Genomic DNA, 23,011 nt, shown 5'->3' with positions numbered 1-23,011 from the left:
ATGGCACGCTTCATGGGTACTGAGACTGAGTACGGGATTACGACTCCAGACAATCCGTCGATAAGCCCTCTGCTCACCTCGACCCATGCGGTGGTGGCGTACGCCGCGATGCACACGGCGGCGCGCTCGCGCTGGGACTACGCGGAGGAGGCGCCGCTCAACGACATCCGCGGCTTCGACCTGCAGCGCTACCGCACGGTTCCCGTCGTCGACCCGAATGCGCTCGGCGTGGCTAACGTCGTCACCGTCAACGGCGCACGCTTCTATGTCGACCACGGCCACCCCGAGTACTCCGCACCGGAGACGTCGAACGCGCTCGACGCGATGATCTACGACGCAGCGGGCGACTACTACCTCAACCAGGCCGCCGCAGACATTCAGCAACTGTGGAGCGAACAGGTCAGCGTGCTGCGCAACCATGAGCCGTGCCCGCCGCTGAAGTTCTACAAGAACAACGTGGACGGCAAAGGCCAGTCCTACGGCAGCCACGAGAACTACCTCTATTCGCGCGAAACCGACTTTGGCCAACTCACCCAGGCGCTCATCCCGTTCTTCGTCACCCGCCAGGTCATCATCGGCGCGGGCCGCGTAGGTATCGGTCAGAAATCCGAGCGCGCCGGTTTCCAGATCTCGCAGCGTGCGGACTTCTTCGAACAGGAGATCTCGCTGGAAACCACGCTGAACCGGGGCATTATGAACACCCGCGACGAGCCGCACGTCGATGCCGATCGATTCCGCCGCCTCCACGTCATCGTCGGCGATGCGAACATGAGCCAGTTCTCCAACTTCCTCAAACTCGGCATGACCTCGCTTGTCATCGACGCCATCGAAGCCGGCGTCGACTTCTCCGACGTCACCCTCGCCGACCCAGTCCGGGAGATCAAGGCAGTCTCGCACGACCCCTCGTGCACCCATAAGCTTTCGCTTATCGACGGCACCTTGGCCACCGCCATCCAGATCCTGCGCGTGTATCGCGAGCGGTGTGCGGAAATCGCGGGTGGAGGGGCCGTCGATAAGCAAGTGCTTGAGCTGTGGGGTGTGATCCTTGATGACCTTGAGCGCGACCCGCTCTCGACTGCCGACCGGCTGGATTGGACCGCGAAGTGGGCGCTGATCAAGGGGTATGTGGATCGGGGAGTGGACATCCAGGACCCGAAGCTGCAGCTGATCGACATTCAGTATGCGGATATTGACCCGGCGAAGTCGCTGTACCACGCGCTGGTGCGCAAGGGGCGGATGCGCACGATGGTCTCCGAGGAGGAAATTCTGCGTGCGGTGCAGAACCCGCCGGAGGACTCGCGGGCGTACTTCCGCGGCAAGGTTGCGGACAAGCTCGGTGAGGAGATCGCTGCTGCGAACTGGCAGTCGGTGCTGTTCCGTGTGGACGAGCTGCCGGTGATGGTCCGGATGGACACGATCGACTCGTTTACGCGCGCGGAGGTTGGAGCCGCGATTGACGCGGCAGATAGCGCCCGCGACCTGCTTCGCGCGTTAGGCTTGCAGCATGGCTAAGCAGCAACAGTTCCAAGGCGGCGGCGCGGGCGACGGGGACAACCTGGGAGACGACGCGTTCAACGCAGGTCAAGCGCAGATCGACGCAACGGGCACTGATGACCTGCTCGATGAGATCGATGCGCTGCTGGACTCCAACGCTGAGGAGTTCGTCCGCTCCTTCGTGCAAAAGGGCGGGCAGTAAGCGAGATGGCGGCCCCCGTGTACCCGCGCCGGATTATGGGCGTGGAGACGGAGTTTGCCGTCGCGGCGTTCCGCGACGGCGAGGCTGTGCTGTCACCCGACCACATCTCGCGCTACCTATTCCGGCCGATTGCCGCGAAGTACCGCAGCTCGAACGTGTTCACTGACAATGCATCGCGGCTGTACTTGGATGTCGGGGCGCACCCGGAATTCGCGACCGCTGAGTGCGACTCGGTCACCCAGCTGCTCAACTACGACAAGTCGGGTGAGGTGATCTACAACGAGCTGGTCGAAGCGGCGAATGAGGCGCTGGCTGGCGACCGCATCGGCGGCACGGTTTATCTGTTCAAAAACAACGTGGATTCCCGCGGCAACTCCTACGGTGCCCACGAGAACTACCTGATCAGCCGCGAGCTGGTGCTCAAACCGTTTGCGAAGCAGCTGCTGCCGTTCATGGTGACGCGGCAGCTGATCTGCGGTGCGGGCCTGATCCGGGACGGGCAGTTCGTGGTCTCCCAGCGCGCCGATCAGGTGTGGGAAGCGGTGTCCTCGGCGACGACGCGGACACGCCCGATCATTAATACCCGCGATGAGGCGCACGCCGATTCCAACCGGTTCCGCCGCATGCACGTGATCGTAGGGGACTCGAACATGTCGGAGCCGACGTTCGCGCTAAAGATCGGCTCGACGCTGCTTGTGCTCGAGGTGCTGGAAGCGGGGATCGGATTGCCGGACTTCGAGCTTGAGGATCCGATTGCATCCATCCGGGATATTGCAGTGGACCCAACCGGCCAGACTGAGTTGGCGCTCAAGAGCGGCGGGACCACCACAGCCCTTGAGGTGCAGCGCGCAACCTTGGACGCAGCCAAGCGGTGGCTGGAATCCCGTCCCGACGAGGGCACCCCGAACGAGGAGATGGCGCGCATCGTCGAACTGTGGGAGCGGGTGCTCGACGCAATCGCTTCGCAGGACTTCTCCAGCGTCGACACCGAGATCGATTGGGTGATCAAGCGCAAGCTGCTCGGTCAGGTCAAAGACAGGCTCGACGCGGACTGGGATCACCCCAAGCTCGCGCAGATCGACCTGACCTACCACGACATCGACCACAATCGCGGGTTGTTCTACCTGCTGGAGCGCAAGGGTTTGGCCGCACGCTGGACCACGGACGAGGCGATCCGTGAGGCCGCCGAGCAGGCGCCGCAAACCACACGCGCCGCGCTGCGTGGCCACTTCCTGGAACAGGCTCGCGCGGCCGGTGCCGATTTCAGCGTGACGTGGGACGGGATGCGCGTGAACAAGCCCATCTCGGACCACCTCAAACTGCCGGATCCGTTCGAAACTGAGAGCGCGGAGCTGGAAGCGCTCATAGCGGCGATCTGGGAGCACACTGAGCAGGCCAACACCACAGGAGACAACGATCGTGGCTGATGCAGATGCCGTTCGCCGCCAGGTCAACCTAACCTTTGCACTGCTGGGCTCCGATGCGCCCCGCAGTGCGGAATGGATCGGCGCGAACGTCGACGGCTACGAAGGGCGCTCGCCCGACGCCCTGCATGTCGTGATCAAGCGCGACGTCGATGAGCTTCGCGCGATGTGGGTGCCGATCCACTTCACCGACGGCCAAGTGCGTCTGAACAAAGAGCACTACACGCTCGAGCCTGTTGAGCTCACAGAGGCGGAAGCGTCGGTTATCGGACTCGCCGTCGACCTCGCCCAGGGCGCGAACCTCGGTGCGTTAGCCCGCTCCGGGTGGACGAAACTCGCCGCCTCCGGCGCAACTCGCACGTTTGACGGCCCTCCGATCGCGGCGGTGTCCAACGACATCACCCGCCTAGATCCGGAAACCCTTCGTCGACTGCTTCTTGGCGTGCGCCAACGCGCAAGGCTCAGCTTCACCTACCAACGCGGCCCGGGTGCGGAAGCGCAGCGGCGCACGATCGACCCATGGGGCATCGTGCCGTTGAACAACCGCGCGTACCTCGTTGGCTGGGATGTGGACCGGGCTGCCGAACGCGTCTTCCGGGTCAGCCGGATTGAAAACGTGGCCAAGATCGCGGCCGATGATTTCCATCCGCCGACCGGGGATCTACAGGAGATCGTCGAGAAGCAACTGCGCGGCGCTGTGGTGGATGCGCAGATCACTGTGGCCAACGGCGCAGGAGACGAACTAGCTGCCCGCGGCACCCGCGACGGCAACGTGATCCGCCTCGAGGGTGCGGAGCGGGACTGGCTCGTGCGCACCGTAGCGAGTTTGGCCGCCGACGTGCGCGCCATCGAGCCGGCCGACGTGCGCGCAGATGTCATCGCCCTGCTCAAACGCGCGGCAGGGGAGGAGGAAGCATGACCCCACCCGCCAAGCAGCAGCGCCGCGAGCGCGTGGTGCGCCTGCTCAACCTACTGGCCTACGTGGAGAAGCACCCAAACTCGACCACCATGGAAATGGCGCGCGACCTCGGCCTGGAGCCGGGTCAGATTCGAGACGACCTGGACATGCTGCACCTTTCCGGAGTGGGCAAGCACGGCGGCCAGATGATCGACCTCAACCACGACTGGACGAGTGTGCGCGTCATCGATAATCAGGGCCTGGACAAGCCGCTGCGTCTCACCCCCACCGAAGCAAACGCGTTGCTGCTCCTCCTGGAGTCCCTCGAAACCATGCCCGGACTCGTCGACACCGCCACGGTCGATTCCGCGGCGCGGAAAATTCGCGCCGTCACCACCGGCGGCGCGGTCGACGATGCCCGCCACACCGGCGACGCGTCCACCGCCGGCCTGATCAAGCAAGCCGTTACCGAACGTGAGCAGCTCGAGCTGACCTACTACTCGCTCACTTCCGACGAGACGCGCACCCTCGAGGTCGACCCGGTGGACACGTTCCATCACGATGGCCAGACCTACCTGCGCGCCTGGGATAGCGGCACCCTCAAATTCTTCCGGTTCGATCGGATCAGGCAGGCATTGCTTATCGACGCCCCCTTGGCCACGCAGCACCCGCAAGCGCCAACGCTCGATCCGGCTGACCCATTCGGAGGCTTCGGCAGCCAGCTGGCGCACTTGCGCATCCGGCGCGATGCAACGTGGCTCGCCGACTACTGGGATCTGGATCTCGACGCCGATGAGCTCGCGGATCCGAGCGTGCAGTGGGTACGGGCAACGCTGCCATACGGCAGTGGAGACTGGCTGATTCGCTTCTGTTTGGGGCAAGCCGATCGGGTTGTGCTTGAACAGCCGGAAGAGCTCGCAGATGCTCTCCTTCACCGAGCAGGCTCCGCTTTGCGCGTGTTAGGATAATTCGACCGGCATCCAAAGCTGAGGAAGGGAAGCCAAATGCCGAATCTCGGGCCTACTGAAATTCTGATTATTCTTGCGATTGTGCTGCTGCTTTTCGGTGCGAACAAGCTGCCTGAGCTCGCGCGATCGATGGGCCGTTCCGCCCGCATCTTCAAGTCTGAGGTGAAGGAGATGCGCAAGGAAGATATGGAAGACGCTGCAATGGGCGCGGACGACGTGCGCCCGGAACCGGTTCGCCCGTCTGAGCTGCCGCCGGCATCGTACTCCCAGGAGACCCGCAGCACCGTGCAGAACCAGGCTCAGCCTGAGTCCTTCTGGGATCGCCCGGAAAGCCAGCCGCGTCGATAATCCATGGCGCGCCAGGACGCTCCCACCACAGCGCGCGCTGCCACACCTGGGAAGCCGGGCCGCGTCAAGAAGCAGCGTAAGCGTAAGAAGAACCCGCAAGGGGAGATGACGCTCGTCGAGCACCTTCAGGAGCTGCGCCGACGCGTTGTCATCTCGCTGATTGCGGTGGTCATCGGCACCATCATCGGCTTTATCTGGTACCAGAACTCCCCTCCGGGCATGATGCCTCTGGGCGAGATCATTCGCCGTCCGTACTGCAACCTGCCGCAAGAGCTGCGTGCAGACTTCACCGGTGACGAGAAGTGCCGCCTGCTTGCAACCGGGCCGTTCGAGATGTTCATGCTGCGCCTCAAAGTGGGCGCGCTCGCGGGTCTTGTCCTGTCGTCGCCAGTGTGGCTGCTGCAGATCTGGAACTTCATCACCCCGGGCCTGCACAAGAACGAGAAGCGCTACACGTTCTCCTTCGTGTTCTTCGCGGTGTTCCTCTTTGTTGCGGGCGCAATCCTGGCTTACTTCATTCTCGATCAGGGCTTGTACGTGCTCATGACCATGGGCTCTGAGGTGCAGGTCAGCGCCCTGACGGGTCAGAGCTATTACAACTTCTTGCTCGGCCTGATCATCGTGTTCGGCGTGAGCTTCGAGCTGCCGTTGATCATCATCATGCTCAACATCGCGGGCCTCCTGCAGTACGAGCACGTGCGGGGCAAGCGCCGGATCATCTGCGTTGGGCTGTTCGTCTTCGCCGCGTTTATGACCCCGGGCCAGGAGCCGTTCTCGATGGTGGTGCTTGGCGCGTCTATGTGCCTGCTGGTCGAGATCGCCTTCCAGTTCTGCCGCTTTAACGACAAGCGCAAGAACCGCGAGCGCCCGGACTGGATGGACGTGGACGACGAAGAAGCATCTGGACCGGTGAGCGCCTCTGGTCCGATCGGTGCATCCGGTTCGATTGAGCCCGCGGCACCCGTCGGCGCGTCCTCCGCAGCAGATCTTGGGCCGTCGTCGAAGATCGGTGTCGAGCCGGTGTCCGCGCCGCAGCCGGTCAGCGCATCCAAGCGCCCGGCAGATGAGTGGCGCACGGCCTCCCGGTACGGCGGCCAGTTCGACGACGTACTCTAGGGAGCATGTCAACTCCCTTCTTGGCAGAGTACGCGGCGTCGAAAAGCTTCCAGCTCGACCAGTTTCAGATCGAAGCCTGCGAGGCCGTGGAGGCGGACCGAGGCGTGCTGGTGTGCGCCCCGACCGGTTCCGGCAAGACCGTGGTGGGGGAGTTCGCAGTCGCACTCGCACTGTCGCGAGGCACGAAGTGTTTCTACACCACGCCGATTAAGGCGCTGAGCAACCAGAAGTACCACGACCTCGTTGCCGCGCACGGCGAGGACGCAGTGGGGCTGCTCACCGGCGACGTGAGCATCAATGGCTCCGCCGAGATCGTCGTGATGACCACCGAGGTCTTGCGCAACATGATCTACGCCGAGTCCCGCCAGCTCGACCGGCTCAGCCACGTGGTGATGGATGAAATCCACTACCTCGCGGACCTCGACCGCGGCGCGGTGTGGGAGGAGATCATCCTCAACCTCGACGACTCGGTGAACATCATCGGGCTCTCCGCGACGGTGTCCAACTCGGAAGAGTTCGGCGAGTGGCTGGCCACGGTGCGCGGCGACACCGCCGTGATTGTCTCCGACCACCGCCCGGTGCCGCTGAGCCAGTACATGATGGTCGGACGCAAAGTGTTCCCGCTCTTCGAGCCGGGCACCGACGGGCGCGTCAACCGCGAGCTCGAGCACGCCATCGCGCGCATAGAGGCAGGCAGTGCCGACGAGGGGCGCCGCGACTTCGAGGAAGGCAGGGGTTTCCGCTCCCGTGCCGCCGGGCGGCGTTCCGGGCACGAGCGCGGCCAGGACCGGATCCGCCCAGTTGGCCGCCCCGAGGTGGTTCAGACGCTCCAAGCGCGCGATATGCTGCCCGCCATCATCTTCATTTTCTCGCGCGCTGGATGCGACGGAGCGCTGTTCCAGTGCCTGCGCTCCCGCAAGGAGCTCACCACTCCCGATGAGCAAGAAGAGATCAAGAGCATTATCGACGACGGCGTGGAAGACATCCCCGCCGAGGATCTCGATGTCCTCAACTACCGTCAGCTGCGCACCGCGTGGACCCGGGGTTTTGCCGCCCACCACGCCGGCATGTTGCCAGCATTCAAGCACATCGTGGAGGAGCTGTTTGTCCGCGGCCTGGTGAAGGTGGTCTTCGCCACCGAAACGTTGGCGCTGGGCATCAACATGCCGGCACGCACCGTGGTGCTGGAGAAGCTGATCAAGTTCAACGGCGAAGCCCACGTTGACCTCACACCCGGGCAGTACACCCAGCTCACCGGGCGCGCGGGCAGGCGCGGGATCGACACAATAGGCAACGCCGTAGTGCAGTGGGCGCCAGCAATGGATCCGCGAGAGGTTGCGGGTCTTGCCTCCACCCGCACGTACCCGCTGATTTCACCGTTCACGCCGGGATACAACATGGCCATCAACATGCTGGGCATGAATGGCTTCGACGATTCAATCCGCCTCATTGAGCAGTCCTTCGCGCAGTTCCAAACCGACCGCTCGGTGGTCGGCGAGGTGCGCGACATCGAACGTCTTGAATCAAAGGTGGCAAAGCTTCGCACGCAGCTCGAGCGTGACATCGCTTCCTTCGCACCGCCTTCAAGCCCGGGCGAGAACCCCGCCGACGAGCTGGTGGAGTACCTCGAACTCCGCCGAGATCTCACCGAGGCGGAAAAGGAATCCCGCCGTGAATCGGTGGAGGACCGCCAGGTAGAGACTCGAAAGATTCTTGCGCGCCTGCAGGTCGGCGAAGTCATCGCCATTCCGGGCAAGAAGTATCCGGAGCTCGCCGCCGTCGTCCAACCGGCGGGCAAACCCGAGGACCCGCGCCCGTGGGTGACCACGGAGCGGGGCTGGTCGGGCCGCATCAGCGCCGACGCGTTCAAGAACCCGCCAATCCCGGTCGGCCGCATCAAGGTACCGCGACACATGCAAGACCAGCCGCGCCGCCACACCCGCAAGGTGGTCGACATGCTGCGCCGAGGCAACTTCAAAGCCCCGAAGAAAATGCGCACGCAGGCCCGCACTCGCCCGAACAAGCAGGTGCTCGCGCTGCGTGAGGCGATCCGCAACCACCCCGTGCACCACTGGCCAGCCACGGACCGCGAGATGCTCGCCCGCGTCGGCGAGGAGCTGGTGCGCGAGGAGCGCAAGCTGGCAAAGCTCTCGCGCCGCGTCGACGCGTCGACCGACACGTTGGGTCGCACGTTCGAACGCATCATCGGCCTGCTCACCGAGATGGACTACGTCGAGGTCATCGACGGCGAGCCGCAGGTGACCGAAGAGGGCGAACGCCTTGCACGCATCCACAACGTCTCCGACCTGCTCGTCGCGCAATGTCTCAAGCGGGGTATCTGGGATGCTCTCGACCCCGCCGAGCTTGCCGGGGTTGCCTCCATGGTGGTGTTTGAGAACCGCAAGGCCACAGGCGGCTCCCCGGAAGTCGCGACTGAGGCGATGGCGGACGCCATGAATGAGACCATGCGCATCTACAACGAGCTGGTCTCCGACGAGCAGCGCCACCAACTGCCGATCACCCGCATGCCGGACGCCGGATTCGCGCTCTCCATCCACCAGTGGACGGCCGGCGCGCCGCTGGGCTATGCTCTCGCAGCCGCAGCGGAGTCGGGCGCCGAACTCACCGCTGGCGACTTTGTGCGCTGGTGCCGTCAGGTCATCGACTTGCTCGAGCAGGTGCACAACACGGGCTACTCGGACGAGATCCGCCGCAACGCCAACCGCGCCATCGACGCGATTCGCCGCGGTGTCGTCGCCATCGGCAACTAGAGTTCGCCAGAGCTCAATGCTTATCGACGATCCGTTGCACCGCCTCAGCATCCACCAACGACACCGTTGCCATCCCGAGGTTCACGCCGAAGAGTTCCAGGATGAGTGATTGGACGGCGACGACGTGGCCGTCGACAAGCACTGGGCCCCCTGAGTCACCCTTGACTGCCCGCGGAGAGTTAAGGATGATCCCTGCCGGTCGCACGATGGTGGCGAGCGAGCGCGACGCGGCGATCGGCAGTGAGGTGATGTAGCGGCCTACGCGGCCCGCGGGCTGCGCTGCGGCTCCGCCGAAACCGAGGGTGACGGTCGGGGCGAGCGGGCCCGGAGGCGGCCCGAAGGTGGGGAACTCGTCGATGCCGCGAATAGGTTTGCTGAGCTTCACGACGGCGATGTCGGTGCCGGGAAGGCGGTCGAGCTGCGCAATTCGGCGGCGCTGACCTGCGACAAAACAGGTAACGGACGAGAGGGTGTCTTCCCTGGACCTGAAGTAGTGCGCGCAGGTGAGCACCGATTGGGACCCGATCAATGTGCCAGTGCAGTATCCGCCGGAGCCGGCGAGCTTGGCGATGTGAGCGGGGGAGAGGAGCACGGAGAGCAGTCTATCCACCTACGATGAATCCATGCCGTATTTCGACAATGGCGTATATGAGACACGCCGCCGAGCGCTTGCCGAAGCAGTTGCAGCCGCAGGGATTGGCGGAGTGGTGTTGGGCACCGGCGCGGAGTTCGAGTACCTGACCGGCTCGGCGATGCACTCGCACGAGCGGCTGACTGCGTTTGTGGCGGGACCGGGCGGATTCCGGGTGGTGGCACCGATGACGGACGTGGCGACGCTGTGCCATGAGGCCGCGCTGGATGGGGTTGAAGTCGTTGGGTGGCGCGATGGGGACAACCCGTACGCCTTGGTGAAGTCGTGGGTGGGCGACGGTGTCGTCGAGCTCGGTGCGTCGCTGACTGCGGACCACGTTTTCGAACTCCAGGCGCGGGTGCCAACTCGTGCGCTTTCTCCCGGAGTGCGTTCCTGCTTCTTGGTGAAGGACGCCGGTGAGGTCGCCGAATTGACGCGTGCGGGCGAGGCAATCGACGCGGTGCACGCCCGCGTGCCAGAGCTGCTCGTGCCCGGCGCGACTGAGATCGCAGTAGCAGACCAGCTCCGCGAACTCATCGAAGCTCAGCATGTTCGCGCTGACTTCGTCATTGTGGGCTCCGGGCCCAACGGGGCGAACCCGCACCACGACTTTTCGGATCGGGTGCTGGAGTCTGGAGATCCGGTGGTGGTGGATATCGGCGGCACCTTGGACTCGGGCTATCACTCCGACTGCACCCGCACGTACGTGGTGCGTGGCGTAGATGGGTCAGATGGGGCAGATGGCGAGGTAGATCCAGAGTTCCTCACCGCGTACGAGGTGCTGCACCGCGCCCAGCAGGCCGCGGTGGAGGCAGCCCGGCCGGGGATGACCGCCGGTGAACTCGATGCGGTTGCTCGCGACATCATCACGCAGGGTGGTTACGGCAGGTTTTTCACCCACCGTCTCGGTCACGGCATTGGGCTTGCGGTGCACGAGGCACCATTCATCATCGACGGCAGCGACGTAGTGCTCGAAGAAGGCATGGTCTTCTCGATCGAGCCGGGCATCTACGTCCCTGGCAGGTGGGGTATGCGCATCGAAGACATCGTCCAGCTTGGCGCCGCTGCAGCGGTCCCGCTGAACCACCAGCCGAGGGAGGTTGCGCATGGGTAGGGCTCGGCGCGAAATGAGCGACGGCACCATCCTGCTGCTCGGTGCGACAAGCGACATCGGCGGGGAAGTGGCCACACGCCTGTGCGCTGGCCGGGATGTGGTCGCCGCGCTGCGGAATGTGGCGGTTCAAGGTGCCGTCGAAAAGCGATTGATCGATGCTGGAGCCCGATCCGTGCGGGTGGTGGAGTTTGAGGCGACCGACCTCGCCTCACACCGTGCGCTCGTAGAGTCCGTAGAGTACCTGACCACTGCGATCGTGGCGTTCGGGATTTTGGGCGACCAGGCCCGTGCGGAGCAGAACGAGGGTGAGGCGGTGCGCATCGCCGAGGTGGACTACCTCGCGCAGGTCTCGATGCTCACAGTGCTTGCCGACGCCATGGAGCGCGGCGAGATCTTTGCGTTTTCCTCGATCGCTGGGTGGCGGGCTCGGCGCGCAAACTATGTTTATGGATCGACGAAGGCTGGCCTCGACGCGTTCTGCCAGGGGTTGGCGGATCGCTTGCACGGCAGCGCGCTACATTTGATTACGGCTCGACCCGGGTTTGTCATTGGTTCGATGACCGCGGGCATGAAGCCGGCGGTGATGTCGGTGACCCCTGACCAGGTCGCTGACTCGGTAGTGGAGGCTGCCGGGCGAGCCACGGCGCGCGGTCGAAGTGTAACCGTGTGGATCCCACGCCCGTTAGCAGTGCTGGCGATGGTGATGCGGCTTGTGCCGCGTCCGATCTGGCGGCACATGCCGCGGTAGGTGCGATGTTTGGACCAGTGGCGCGGACATGCGCCGGATTCGTGCTGGGGCTTGTGCATGAGCGTCCCGTAACCGATCCCGAGTTCGAGGTGGCGACGTGGCTTACTGGCCTGCGACCGGGCACGCTGCTGGACGCGACTCGGGTGGAGCCGGTCGGGTTGAGGACGCTGGTAAACCCTGCAGACGCGTGGCGGATTTCTTACGCCACATCCGATCGGCGCAGCCGCATCCTTACCGCGACCGGTGTCGTGTTGCGGTCGCGCACGCCGTGGAAAGGGGCCGGGCCGCGGCCGACGGTGGCGTTCGCCCCATCCACCCAAGGAGTAGCGCCGCGCTGCGATCCCTCCTACACCTGCACCGTGGGGGTTGCGGTGCGCAGCCGCCCGGTAGATCTCATCGCCGCCTACGAGCAACCGGCAATCAATCTGCTGTTGGCCTCGGGTGCCAACGTGGTCGTGAGCGATCACCCGCGCGATCCGGAGGGCAACGTGCAGATGTATTGCGACCATGTCTCCTCAGCGCGTGCGCTTGCGGACGCGGTGCTTGCGGCCCGTGAGTTGGGGATTGGCACGGACAACCTCGGCCTGTGGGGATTCTCCCAGGGCGGCGGTGCGGTCGGTGCGTGGCTGGAGGAGCCGGAGTACGCCCCCGAACTGCAGCCGCTTGCGGCGGTGGTTGGTGCCCCACCGGCCGATCTGACGGCCATGCTCAAGCACGTCTACGGCGCGTTAGCTTCCGTGGTGATCCTGTATGCGGTCGCCGGAATGATGGCTGCGGATTCTCGCATTGCGGCTGAGCTTGCGCCGCACCTGAGCGCTAAGGGCGTGGAAGCGGTGCTCGCCGAGGCGAGCATGTGCGCTGTCGGAGCGGTGCTGCACCGCCCCTGGGCGTCGACTAGCGATTGGACGACCAGCGGGGTGCCGATGGCCGAGCTTCTCGACGACCTGCCGGCCACCTCCGCCTACCTCGACGCTGCAACGCTGGGGCTGCGCGCTCCGCTGCGAATTCCGATCCGGCTGTGGGCGTCAAAGCACGACGACCTTGTGCCGTTTTCCACCGTGCAGGATTTGGCTCGCGCCTGGAATGTGCCGCTGCAGGCCAGGAACTTCCCGCGGGTGCTGGGCCGCACCGGGTTGAGCCATTTTGGGCCGTACTTCACGCACCTCGCGGGTGATGCGAAATGGCTTGTGCGTCACCTCGCCGGGTAGTCTGAGCCGCATGCCGCTGCTTCTCTTCGCGTACTTTGCCGTTGAAGTCCTAGCGTTCATCGGTGTCGCCAAACTCATCGGTGTCGGGTGGGCCTTTCTCGCGCTATTCGCCCTGATGGTGTTCGGGATCTTGGCTGCGAACCTTTCGCTGCGCTCCACGTTTGCCTCTGCGGCGCGTGGGCGATCATCCGTCGGCAAGCTTGCGGGGGACTCGGCGATCCTGCTGGTGGGGTGGGTGTTGTGTGTGCTGCCCGGTTTCGTCAGCACGGCAATTGGTCTGCTCATGATCTTCCCACCCACTCGTGCGCTGATGCGACGCAGTTTGAACGCCAGCGTCCAGCAATCGATGGAGAACTTCAGCGTGCGTCTCTACGAATCCTCGCCAATGTCGCAGCGGCGCACGAGCTACGGGACGTTCACCCAGCCCAGCAACACCGCCAGCGAGCCGTCCGGTGCCGCACAGCGCGAATCGCAGCCCGACCACGAGGTGATCGATGCGGACGAGCTCGAGCGCTGGTACCGCATGGACAGCAACGAGCGTCCGAAGCCAAACGACGACCCACGTAATGGACACCGCGATGAGCGCGGCGACGGGCACCGCGAGGGTTAGAGCATGACCGCGTTTCTACGCTTCGGGCTCGCCGCCATTTCCGGCTGGCTGGTATACCTCTCGTACGAGCCGATCGGCTATTGGTGGGCAGCGCTGCTCGGCATCGCGCTGTTCTATTTCGTGCTCATGCCGTGGCCGCGCTCGGCGACCCGTGCGCTTGGTATGGCGGGCGAGGCCCAGGAGCGTCCCACCGGCCGCTTCGGCGCGCTGCTCGGGTTCACGCACACCGTGTTCTGTTACCTGTTCCTGCTGCCGTGGATCGGTGAGTTTGTCGGGGCGATGCCCTATGTCGCGCTCTCGATCACGCTGGCGCTCTACGGGATCATCACCGGTGTCTTCGGCGTGCTGGTGGCCAGGTGGCGCTACGGATTCGTTGCGTTCTCGTTGGTGTACGTCGCAGTTGAGTTCCTCCGTTCGTCGTTCCCGTTCGGCGGATTTTCGTGGGTGCGGTTGGCGTGGGGCCAGATCGACGGCCCACTGGCCAACCTTGCGGCCTGGGGTGGGCCAGTGTTGGTTACCTTGGCGGCGGTACTTGTCGGGGTGGGCGTGGTAGCGCTTGTCGTCACTCGCGGAGCGCAGCGCCTCACCGCCGCGGCGTGCGTTGCGCTCCCTCTGCTTCTCGGCCTCGCTGCAGGAGCCGGTGTGAACCTTGATTCGCACACCACGGGCGAAGTTCGCGCCGCAGCGGTGCAGGGCAATGTCCCGCGAATGGGCCTGGACTTTAACGCGCAACGCCGCGCCGTGCTGGCAAACCACGTCAACCAGACCATCCAGCTTGGCGAGGAAGCTCGCGCAGCGGGGACCCCGCTAGATCTCGTGATCTGGCCGGAGAACGCCTCGGATGTCAACCCCTTCATGGATTCCGACGCCGCAGCGCTTATCGACGAAGCAGTGAGCGCTATCAACGCACCGCTGCTCGTCGGCACCCTGACCCGCGATGAGGTCGGCGCCCGCAACACTATGGTCGTTTTCGACCCGGAGACCGGGCCAGGGGACTACCACCACAAGCGCTTCTTGCAGCCGTTCGGAGAATACATGCCGATGCGCGATTTCTTCCGCAACTTCTCGGATCTCGTTGACCTTGCCGGCGATTTCAAACCTGGCGATGGTCCGGGAGTGGTGCGCATGGGCAATGTCATGGTGGGCGTTGCCACTTGCTACGAAGTTGCGGAGGACCCCGCCTACCGCCTGGCCGTGCGAAACGGTGCGCAACTGCTGGCAACCCCGACCAACAACGCCACCTTCGGGTTCACGGACATGACCTACCAACAGTTGGCGATGAGCCGAATGCGCGCGATTGAACTGGATCGCGCCGTTATCGTCGCGGCGACCTCCGGTGTCTCCGCCATCGTGCACCCAGACGGCACGGTGTCCCAACACTCGGAAATCTTCCAACCAGCGCGTCTGGTCGAGGACCTGCCACTGCGGGATCGCATCACACCCGCAGTCAAAATCGGCGCGCCCCTTGAATGGGTGCTTGTCGCGCTCGGCATTGCAACCATGGTTGGGGCGATCATTGCTTCCCGTCGCGGGTATGCTGCTTGAAGGCTAAGTCGAAGAACAATAAGGAGTCCACACCGTGTCGACGACCCTGGTAATCATTCCGACGTACAACGAGGTCGAGAACCTGCCCCTGATCGTCGGCCGTGTTCTGGATGCCACCCCCGAAGTTGACGTGCTCGTTGTGGACGACAACTCCCCGGACGGCACGGGTGAGAAGGCGGACGAGCTTGCGAACGCCCACCCGGAAGTGCACGTGCTGCACCGCGGAGGAAAAGAGGGTCTCCTGGCCGCGTACCGCGCTGGCTTCCGCTGGGGTCTGGAGCGCGAGTACGAAGTCATCTGCCAGATGGATGCGGATGGCTCGCACGCGCCAGAGGAGCTCGAGTTGCTTCTCGACGAAATCGCGGCCGGCGCCGACCTGGTCATCGGCTCCCGCTACGTCGAGGGTGGGGAAGTGAAGAACTGGCCGCAGCGCCGCCTCCTGCTGTCCAAGTTCGGCAACCGCTACATTGCTTTGTCGCTGGGTGAGGATGTGCTGGATATGACCGCCGGGTACCGCGCGATGCGCCGCGAGGTGCTTGAAGGGATTGACCTCGACGCGCTGTCATCCAAGGGCTACATCTTCCAGGCCGAACTGGCGTACCGGGCGATCAATGCGGGCTTCGATGTGCGTGAAGTTCCCGTCACTTTTGAGGATCGCAAGCTGGGCAAGTCCAAGCTGGACGCGAGCTTCGCCGCTGCCTCACTCACGGAGGTCACCAAGTGGGGCGTCGCAGACAAGGCCAGCAAGATTGCCGAGATGGCGAAGCAAATGAGCGGTCTCGCTCGGTACGAGTACGACTACTCCGGCCTGCCAAAGCTAGGACAGCGGATCAGCGAGGTGCCGGAGGCTGTGGTGAACATGGTTTCCGAGTTCTCGAAGCTGGCGAAGCACGAGATGCAGAACTCCCGACTATTCGGCAATAGGCGCTAGCAGAACGCCGCATACAAAAAGCCAGCGCCTTTATCGGGCGCTGGCTTTTCCAGGTGCTCAGGGTGCCTACTAGGCGTTCGAACCCTCTGCAGCCTGCTGTTCTTGCTGCTCCTTGGCAATGCGCGCAGCGTTGCGGCGGCGCTTGCGAAGCTGCTCGAGGCGCTCTTCGAGAAGAACGTCGAGTTCCTCGATGGTGCGACGCTCGCGCAACATGTCCCAGTGGGTCCGCGGCGGCTTGGCTGGTTTTGCCTCAACGCCTTCACCCTCCATGAGGGTGCCAACCTGACCGTTCTTGCACATCCACTCTTCGGGAATCTCCGCGTCGTCTGCGAAAGGTACCTCGAACACCTCGCCGTTGGGAGTCCGGTACTTCGCCATCTGGCGCGGTGCGAGGTCGTGGTCGCGGTCCGTCTCGTAGCTCACTGCGCCCATGCGGCTTCCGCGCAAAACCCGATCAGCCATGCTGTCTGCTCTTCCTTCCCTCGGTACACGAAAAGTGCGGTCGATACAGTATAACGATGCTCGGTCAGGCTTTGTTCCCTGAGATGGGGCTTTTCTGAAACGGTGTATTAGACTTCTCGGGCATGGCGGGTTACGCGAATACTTCTGGTCGGCCCGCTCCAGTGTGCCAGTGGTGCGGCAAAGAACTTGCTGAACAGCAGGGGAGAGGTCGGCGCCGAAAGTTCTGTGGGCCTTCCTGCAAGCAGCGCGCCTACGAGCAGCGCCACAACATTGCGGGTACCAGTGTCGCGGAGGGATCCGTAATCTTGCGGCCCGAGCGCGTTGCGGCACTGCGTGATGAGTTGTATGAACTCCGGTGCGCTGCAGAAGATATCCGCACGGCAGCGGAAGAGGACGCGGATGCCGCTGAAATTCGTCACTTGTGTGACGAATTAGTCGAAATGGCACTCCAGATCGAGAAACTGAGGTAGATGGTTCATGGCAGCGAAGCCGAATGCACGGTCACGGAAAACCACGGCACTTGTGGTCGCCGGTTCAATCTTCATCGTGGTCGCCGTGCTCGTCGCAATGGTGCCATTGATGCTCAACCTGTTTGGAGGCGGCGGCGTGAAGACCGAAGGGATTGACGCCCAATCCGTGAAGCCCGCGAGCACAGACATCGACGGCGAGTGGACGGTAACCAACCGACCGGGAACGAATCACTCATCGGCTGGATTTACCTTCGACGAAGTGCTGCCCGGCGAGCGACGCACGACATCGGGATCGACGAAGGGCGTCAGCGGCACGGTGACTATCGAGGGCGGAACGCTTACCGCAGGCGAAATCGAGGTGGACATGACGACGATCACCTCAGATAGCGATGTGCGCGATAACAACGTGCGTCGCAAGATCTTTCTTACGGACCAATATCCGAACGCAACGTTCCAGGTGTCCGAGCCGGCGGATCTCTCGGGCGTGCCTGCGGATGGCTCAGTCGCACAGGTTGAGCTCACCGGAGATCTCACGATCATGGACGAGACGAACGAGATCACCGAGACGTTTGATGTGGCTCGTTCCGGCGATCGGTTGCTCGTAGCCGGCGACATCCACGTCAACCGCCTGGACTACGGGGTGGAAACGCCGGATTTCGTCGCGGCGACCATCGCCGAGGAAGGCGAGATCAACATCCGCATCAACATGGGTAAATAAATCTCTATTAACGTCACTTGACGTAATTACAGCCTTACTGCGGGCCATGCCGGCACATGGTTCAATACGGATATTTGTCCGATAATGTACATTATGTCAACTAACTCGGAGGGTGGCCTGCCTCCGAGTCCATCGCCGCCGTGCTCGAGCGCGCGTCGCGTCCGCAAACCTCTCTCGCCTAGCCAGCAATTGCTTATCGACGGCCCCTTCGACTCCGCGGGACCAATGTCAGCTGCGTGAGGTTGAGCATGCCAAGGCGTGCCAGCGCTTCGCGCAGCGCGAACTGCCAGGTCCACAGCCTGCGGTACACGGGGTCGAAGCCGTCGGCGGCGGCATCACGAGCTCTGCCGTCGAAGGTCGTGCGCTGCAGCGACAGCGACGCCACGAGGTGCTCGGGCGCGCGCGTCTCGGAGATCACACGCAAACCAGTATGGCGGTCGACGAGCCTCGCCAACTCCTCCGGCGTGGCGAAGCTTAAGCCGGGCCAGATGTACGCGCGCAGGCTTTCAAGGGCGGCGTTCGCCGCCGGGGTCATTGTTTCGGTGCGGACAATGGTTTGCATGGCCACTCGCCCACCGGGTGCGAGCACAGCGTCGATACCGGCCAAGTAGCTGGCCTTGCTCCGGGGCGACAACGTCTCCAGATACTCGGCCGAGATGATCGCATCGAATGCGCCAACGGTCGAGTTGAGTTCATCCGGGCTCATGACTCGCACCGCGTCGGCTGCGCCGGCAAATACGAGTAACTCCTTTAGCGTCCGTGCGTCGCCTGTCTCGGACACCACGCAATCAACGGTGGCACCGAGCCGTATTGCGGCGAGTGGTAGCGCTCCACCCGGTACAGGAGACACAAGCAGATGCGTGCCTGACTGCGTATGAGCCGCCTCCAGGAGCATTTCCGCACTTCTTGTCTGGGCGTCAGCAAGGTCCTGCCGCATCGTATTCAGCGGGGCGCCGAACTCAGTGATGTCCACGTAGTGGCGCGCGGGTTCACTCCGCTTGCCTGCCCCGCGCGCCCACGATTTCACTATGACGCGCTCAGTGGTCGGGACACCGGTGGCGAAATGCCCCTGGAACGGACTCATGCCGTCACCCGAGTAGTGCGCGACGAGCGACGCTGGAGGCTCCCCGCTACTGGCCCCACTCGACGGTTTGAGACGGATGGTTTTAGGGCGGTAGTTGGCGGTAATGAGCGCTGCCAAGACGTCGACAAGCTTATGCGAGGAGGCGGTGCGCCACTCTCCTGCCAGGTAGCCTTCCGCAAGCCCGACCCAACCGTTAACCGCAATGCGGGAGAAGAGCTCCGCATAGTCGACGATGAGATCGGCATTGTTCCCGTCGAAGGTGAGGCCCGCGGCGCTGACCGCCCGCGCGAACGTCGACTCGGCCCGCCGCGCGCGCATTGTGGTCGTCGCAACGTCCGGAAGAGTGGCAATCCCAGGCCATCGATCGGGGTCGATGGTAGCTAGATGATCTCCCGGTCGCGCTCTGCCTGTCACGCGGCTCATGCTAGCGCCCACGCACGGTGACACCGTTTAGCCACGTCGAGGGCGCCTGTGGCGAATCCCACTCAGGGGCGTACTATCGACGAGGGTATTTTGATTCGTTGTTTCCAAGGAGATCCAAAACCATGGCAGACAAGCCATTTCGCCCTGCTGGTAACCGCCACCACGTTGTGATTGTCGGTGCCGGCTTCGGCGGCCTCTACGCTGCTCGCGAGCTCGCGGACGCAGACGTGGACATCACGTTGATCAACCGCACCGACCACCACCTGTTCCCGCCTTTGCTCTACCAGGTGGCCACCGGCCTGCTTTCCTCCGGCGAGATCGGTGTGTCGCTTCGCCAGCTCACTCGCGGTCAGAAGAATCTCCGAGTGGTGCGCGGCGATGTGCAGGACATCGACTCTTCGGCACAGGTCGTCGTCGCTGTGGATGAGGATAATGAGTACCGCTACGAGTACGACTCTCTGATCATCGCCGCTGGTGCCGGGCAGTCCTACTTTGGCAACGACCACTTCGCCGAGTTCGCGCCGGGTTTGAAGACGCTCGATGACGCGTTTGAGATCCGTGCCCGCATCATGGACGCCTTCGAGCGTGCCGAGCTCACTGACTCCGCAGAAGAGCGCGAGCGGCTGCTCACCTTCGTCATCGTCGGTGCCGGCCCGACCGGTGTCGAGATGGCTGGTCAGATCGCGGAGCTTGCCCACCGCTCGTTTAAGAAGGGTGAGTACTCGTTCAGCCCCGATTCCGCGAAGATCGTCCTCATCGACGGCATGGCGCAGGTTCTGCCGCCGTTCGGCAAACGCCTGGGCAAAAAGGCTCAGCGCCAGCTCGAACGCGAGGGCGTGACCATCGTGCTCAACTCGATGGTCACCAACGTCGACGAGAAGTCCGTCACCTACAAGAACACGAAGACCGAGGAAGAGACGACTGTCGAGGCCGAGACCAAGATCTGGTCCGCGGGTGTAGAGGCCTCCCCGCTCGGCCGCATCATCGGGGAGCAGGCTGGCGTTGAGGTACCGCGTAACGGCAAGGTACCGGTGAACCCGGACTGCACCGTGGGCGAGCTGCGCAACGTTTTCGTTGTCGGCGACATGATGCAGCTGGACAAGCTGCCGGGTGTGGCTCAGGTTGCCATCCAGTCCGGCGAGTACGCAGCGCGCATCATCAAGGAGCAGGTCGAACACGACGTTGCTCCCCAGGATCGCGAGCCGTTCTCCTACTTCGACAAGGGCTCGATGGCCATCATCTCCCGCTTCAATGCAGTGGTGAAGATGGGCAAGGTTGAGTTCACCGGTTTCATTGGCTGGCTGATGTGGCTCTTCGTGCACGTGCAGTTCCTCCAGGGCCTGCGCAACCGCGTTGTGGCCTCGTTCACCTGGCTGCTGAACGCTGTTAACCCGCGGCGCTACAACCTGGTCACCACCAATGGCCAGTTGGAGCAGCGCCTAGCGCGGGGCAACGCAAGCGTCGATAAGCAATAGCTCCTTTCCCCACCGACCGCCCGGTGACCGGCCCAGAGCCTGACACCGGGCGGTTTCTTGTGTGCCTAAAGTCACTTGTTAAGTAGCACCAAAGAGAATGTCACTCACCTACACTGATTCATAAGCGGCGAGCGCTTTAAAAAATGAAAATACGTATGGGTAAGCGCAGCCGCCGGAGCACACAAGATCAACAACGTGAAGGACCGTGCAACTGTGACTATCGCTACAGAGCCGCAAACTCAGAACCAGGCGTGGGAAGGCTTCACACCTGGTCCGTGGATGGAAGAGATTGACGTTCGCGATTTCATCCAACGCAACTACACCCCCTACGACGGGGACGCTTCGTTCCTCGAAGGCGCAACTGAAAAAACGCTGCGCCTCTGGGACCACCTGGACAAGAACTACCTGGCCGTCGAGCGCGAGCGACGTGTATACGACGTAGACACCGAGACCCCGGCTGACATTGACGCGTTCGAGCCCGGCTACATCTCCGAGGACGACGATGTCATCGTCGGCCTGCAGACGGACACCCCGACCAAGCGCGCCATGATGCCGAACGGTGGCTGGCGCATGGTCGAGCAGGCTATCAACGAGGCCGGCAAAGAGGTCAACCCGGATGTGAAGAAGATCTTCACCCAGTACCGCAAGACCCACAACGACGCGGTCTTCGACATTTACACCCCGCGCATCCGTGCCGCGCGTTCCTCGCACATCGTGACCGGCTTGCCGGATGCATACGGCCGCGGCCGCATCATTGGCGACTACCGACGGGTGGCGCTCTACGGCGTCGACAAGCTCATCGAGGACAAGCTCCGTGCCAAGGATGCTTCCATGCAGAACGGCTTCTCCGAGCACTGGGCGCGCTACCGCGAGGAGCACTCCGAGCAAATCAAGGCGCTAAAGAAGCTCAAGAAGATGGCCGCAGACTACGGCTTCGACATCTCGGGGCCTGCGACCAACGCCAAGGAAGCCGTCCAGTGGACCTACTTCGGCTACCTCGCCTCGGTCAAGAGCCAGGACGGCGCGGCAATGTCCATCGGCCGCCTCTCCCCTTTCCTGGACGCGTACTTCGAGCGCGACCTTGCGAACGGCACGCTCACTGAGGTTGAGGCTCAGGAGATCATCGATGCCCTGGTGATCAAGCTGCGCATAGTGCGCTTCCTGCGCACCGAAGACTACGACCAGATCTTCTCCGGCGACCCATACTGGGCAACCTGGTCCGATGCTGGCTTCTCCGAAGACGGACGCCACCAGGTGACCAAGACCGCGTTCCGTTTGCTGCAAACACTGCGCAACCTGGGTCCGGCTCCGGAACCGAACATCACCATCTTCTGGGATCCGTCCCTTCCGGAGGGCTACAAGGAGTTCTGCGCCGCGATCTCGATTGAAACCTCGTCGCTGCAGTACGAGTCTGACAAGCAGATTCGCGACATGTGGGGCGACGACGCTGCGATCGCCTGCTGTGTCTCGCCGATGAAGGTGGGCAAGCAGATGCAGTTCTTCGGCGCTCGCGTGAACGCCGCGAAGGCGCTGCTGTACGCCATTAACGGTGGCCGCGACGAAGTCAGTGGCAAGCAGATTACCGACGGCAACCACACCCCGATCGAGGGCGACGGCCCACTGGACTTCGACGAGGTCTGGCAGAAGTATGAGGAGATGCTCGACTGGGTCGTTGGCACCTACGTTGAAGCGTTGAACATCATCCACTACTGCCACGACCGCTACGCCTACGAGTCCATCGAGATGGCGCTGCACGACTCCGACATCATCCGCACCATGGGCTGCGGCATTGCGGGTCTTTCGATCGTGGCCGACTCGCTCAGCGCCATCAAGTACGCCAAGGTGTTCCCGGTGCGCGACGAGACCGGCCTGGTTGTCGACTACGTCACTGAGGGTGAGTTCCCGTTCTACGGCAACGACGACGACCGCGCGGACGACATCGCTGCAACCGTGGTGCACACGGTGATGCAGAAGATTAAGTCCATCCCGATGTACCGCGACGCGATCCCGACGCAGTCGGTGCTGACGATTACGTCCAACGTGGTCTACGGCAAGGCCACCGGCTCGTTCCCCTCTGGTCACAAGGCCGGCACCCCGTTCGCACCTGGTGCGAACCCGGAGAACGGCGCCGACAACCACGGCATGGTCGCCTCCATGCTGTCCGTGGGCAAGCTCGACTACAACGACGCGCTCGACGGCATTTCGCTGACCAACACCATCACCCCGGCTGGCCTTGGCCGCAACAAGGACGAGCAGGTAGCTAACCTGGTCGGTGTCCTCGACGCGGGCTTCATCATGGAGAACGCCGACACCACCATTCAGCCGGCCTAACCCAAGTTTTCCCATCCACCTACCCACTCAAGAAGGAGTA

21 protein-coding genes are annotated in these 23,011 nt (G+C 63.3%); 18 read left to right on the top strand and 3 right to left on the bottom strand.

Going from position 1 to position 23,011, the window contains the following annotated elements; all coding sequences use genetic code 11:
- Genes dop through CGLAU_RS06300 form a run of 8 tightly spaced genes read left to right on the top strand, consistent with a single transcriptional unit; the run spans position 1 to position 9,221 of the window.
- Complete coding sequence (gene dop / locus CGLAU_RS06335; RefSeq protein ID WP_095659958.1) at positions 1-1,512, top strand: depupylase/deamidase Dop; 1,512 nt, start codon at positions 1-3, stop codon at positions 1,510-1,512.
- Positions 1,505-1,696 carry a ubiquitin-like protein Pup gene (locus CGLAU_RS06330; RefSeq protein WP_095659957.1) on the top strand — a complete coding sequence of 64 codons (192 nt, stop codon included), beginning with the start codon at positions 1,505-1,507 and terminating at the stop codon, positions 1,694-1,696. The genes dop and CGLAU_RS06330 overlap by 8 nt, the downstream gene beginning before the upstream one ends.
- Before the next feature lie 5 nt (positions 1,697-1,701).
- Entirely contained in the window at positions 1,702-3,123 is a 1,422-nt protein-coding gene (gene pafA, locus CGLAU_RS06325) for a Pup--protein ligase (RefSeq protein ID WP_095659956.1), read from the top strand.
- Positions 3,116-4,039: a helix-turn-helix transcriptional regulator gene (locus CGLAU_RS06320; RefSeq protein ID WP_232507062.1), complete on the top strand. Its 924-nt coding sequence runs from the start codon at positions 3,116-3,118 to the stop codon at positions 4,037-4,039. Before pafA ends, CGLAU_RS06320 begins: the two co-directional genes overlap by 8 nt.
- A complete protein-coding gene (locus tag CGLAU_RS06315; RefSeq protein WP_095659954.1) occupies positions 4,036-4,986 on the top strand; it encodes a helix-turn-helix transcriptional regulator in 951 nt (316 codons plus the stop codon). Before CGLAU_RS06320 ends, CGLAU_RS06315 begins: the two co-directional genes overlap by 4 nt.
- A 36-nt stretch (positions 4,987-5,022) precedes the next feature.
- Complete coding sequence (tatA, locus tag CGLAU_RS06310; protein WP_095659953.1) at positions 5,023-5,334, top strand: Sec-independent protein translocase subunit TatA; 312 nt, start codon at positions 5,023-5,025, stop codon at positions 5,332-5,334.
- A gap of 3 nt (positions 5,335-5,337) precedes the next feature.
- Positions 5,338-6,450, top strand: coding sequence for a twin-arginine translocase subunit TatC (gene tatC / locus CGLAU_RS06305; protein WP_198304846.1), 1,113 nt, complete (start codon positions 5,338-5,340; stop codon positions 6,448-6,450).
- Between the two features lie 5 nt (positions 6,451-6,455).
- On the top strand, positions 6,456-9,221 hold the full coding sequence (locus CGLAU_RS06300) for a DEAD/DEAH box helicase (RefSeq protein ID WP_095659952.1): 2,766 nt from the start codon (positions 6,456-6,458) through the stop codon (positions 9,219-9,221).
- A gap of 13 nt (positions 9,222-9,234) precedes the next feature.
- On the opposite strand, the gene CGLAU_RS06295 is transcribed toward CGLAU_RS06300, so the two are convergent.
- Entirely contained in the window at positions 9,235-9,813 is a 579-nt protein-coding gene (locus CGLAU_RS06295; RefSeq protein WP_095659951.1) for a trypsin-like serine peptidase, read from the bottom strand.
- A gap of 31 nt (positions 9,814-9,844) precedes the next feature.
- On the opposite strand from CGLAU_RS06295, the gene CGLAU_RS06290 reads away from it, so the two are divergent.
- The 6 genes from CGLAU_RS06290 to CGLAU_RS06265 are packed head-to-tail and all read left to right on the top strand — an operon-like array spanning position 9,845 to position 16,008.
- A complete protein-coding gene (locus CGLAU_RS06290; protein ID WP_095659950.1) occupies positions 9,845-10,966 on the top strand; it encodes a M24 family metallopeptidase in 1,122 nt (373 codons plus the stop codon).
- On the top strand, positions 10,959-11,714 hold the full coding sequence (locus CGLAU_RS06285; protein WP_232507061.1) for an SDR family NAD(P)-dependent oxidoreductase: 756 nt from the start codon (positions 10,959-10,961) through the stop codon (positions 11,712-11,714). The genes CGLAU_RS06290 and CGLAU_RS06285 overlap by 8 nt, the downstream gene beginning before the upstream one ends.
- A 5-nt stretch (positions 11,715-11,719) precedes the next feature.
- A complete protein-coding gene (locus CGLAU_RS06280) occupies positions 11,720-12,922 on the top strand; it encodes a lipase family protein (protein WP_095659948.1) in 1,203 nt (400 codons plus the stop codon).
- A gap of 10 nt (positions 12,923-12,932) precedes the next feature.
- Positions 12,933-13,532, top strand: coding sequence for an FxsA family protein (locus tag CGLAU_RS06275; protein WP_095659947.1), 600 nt, complete (start codon positions 12,933-12,935; stop codon positions 13,530-13,532).
- 3 nt (positions 13,533-13,535) lie between these two features.
- Entirely contained in the window at positions 13,536-15,077 is a 1,542-nt protein-coding gene (gene lnt / locus CGLAU_RS06270) for an apolipoprotein N-acyltransferase (protein ID WP_095659946.1), read from the top strand.
- Between the two features lie 34 nt (positions 15,078-15,111).
- Positions 15,112-16,008, top strand: a complete 897-nt coding sequence (locus CGLAU_RS06265) for a polyprenol monophosphomannose synthase (RefSeq protein ID WP_095659945.1) — start codon at positions 15,112-15,114, stop codon at positions 16,006-16,008.
- A 69-nt stretch (positions 16,009-16,077) separates the two neighbouring features.
- Here the strand turns inward: CGLAU_RS06265 and CGLAU_RS06260 are convergent, their stop codons facing one another.
- The gene (locus CGLAU_RS06260) at positions 16,078-16,470 is read right to left on the bottom strand and encodes an RNA polymerase-binding protein RbpA (protein WP_095659944.1); all 393 of its coding nucleotides are present in this window, start codon (positions 16,468-16,470) and stop codon (positions 16,078-16,080) included.
- Positions 16,471-16,592: 122 nt separating this feature from the next.
- Between CGLAU_RS06260 and CGLAU_RS06255 the strand changes: the two genes are divergently transcribed.
- Both CGLAU_RS06255 and CGLAU_RS06250 read left to right on the top strand, forming a co-directional pair.
- On the top strand, positions 16,593-16,940 hold the full coding sequence (locus CGLAU_RS06255) for a hypothetical protein (protein WP_095659943.1): 348 nt from the start codon (positions 16,593-16,595) through the stop codon (positions 16,938-16,940).
- 7 nt (positions 16,941-16,947) lie between these two features.
- Positions 16,948-17,658 (top strand): YceI family protein, encoded by a 711-nt coding sequence (locus tag CGLAU_RS06250; RefSeq protein ID WP_095659942.1) that lies wholly within the window; start codon positions 16,948-16,950, stop codon positions 17,656-17,658.
- Positions 17,659-17,851: 193 nt separating this feature from the next.
- Here the strand turns inward: CGLAU_RS06250 and CGLAU_RS06245 are convergent, their stop codons facing one another.
- Complete coding sequence (locus tag CGLAU_RS06245; RefSeq protein WP_232507060.1) at positions 17,852-19,156, bottom strand: class I SAM-dependent methyltransferase; 1,305 nt, start codon at positions 19,154-19,156, stop codon at positions 17,852-17,854.
- 131 nt (positions 19,157-19,287) lie between these two features.
- On the opposite strand from CGLAU_RS06245, the gene CGLAU_RS06240 reads away from it, so the two are divergent.
- Both CGLAU_RS06240 and CGLAU_RS06235 read left to right on the top strand, forming a co-directional pair.
- Positions 19,288-20,640, top strand: coding sequence for an NAD(P)/FAD-dependent oxidoreductase (locus CGLAU_RS06240; RefSeq protein ID WP_095659940.1), 1,353 nt, complete (start codon positions 19,288-19,290; stop codon positions 20,638-20,640).
- A gap of 213 nt (positions 20,641-20,853) precedes the next feature.
- Positions 20,854-22,971, top strand: coding sequence for a pyruvate formate lyase family protein (locus tag CGLAU_RS06235; RefSeq protein ID WP_095659939.1), 2,118 nt, complete (start codon positions 20,854-20,856; stop codon positions 22,969-22,971).
- Positions 22,972-23,011: the final 40 nt, after the last annotated feature.

Source organism: Corynebacterium glaucum (assembly GCF_002287505.1).
Lineage (GTDB): Bacteria > Actinomycetota > Actinomycetes > Mycobacteriales > Mycobacteriaceae > Corynebacterium > Corynebacterium glaucum.
The sequence above is the reverse complement of the archived record's forward strand: the minus strand, read 5'-3'. Positions and strand labels throughout refer to the sequence as shown.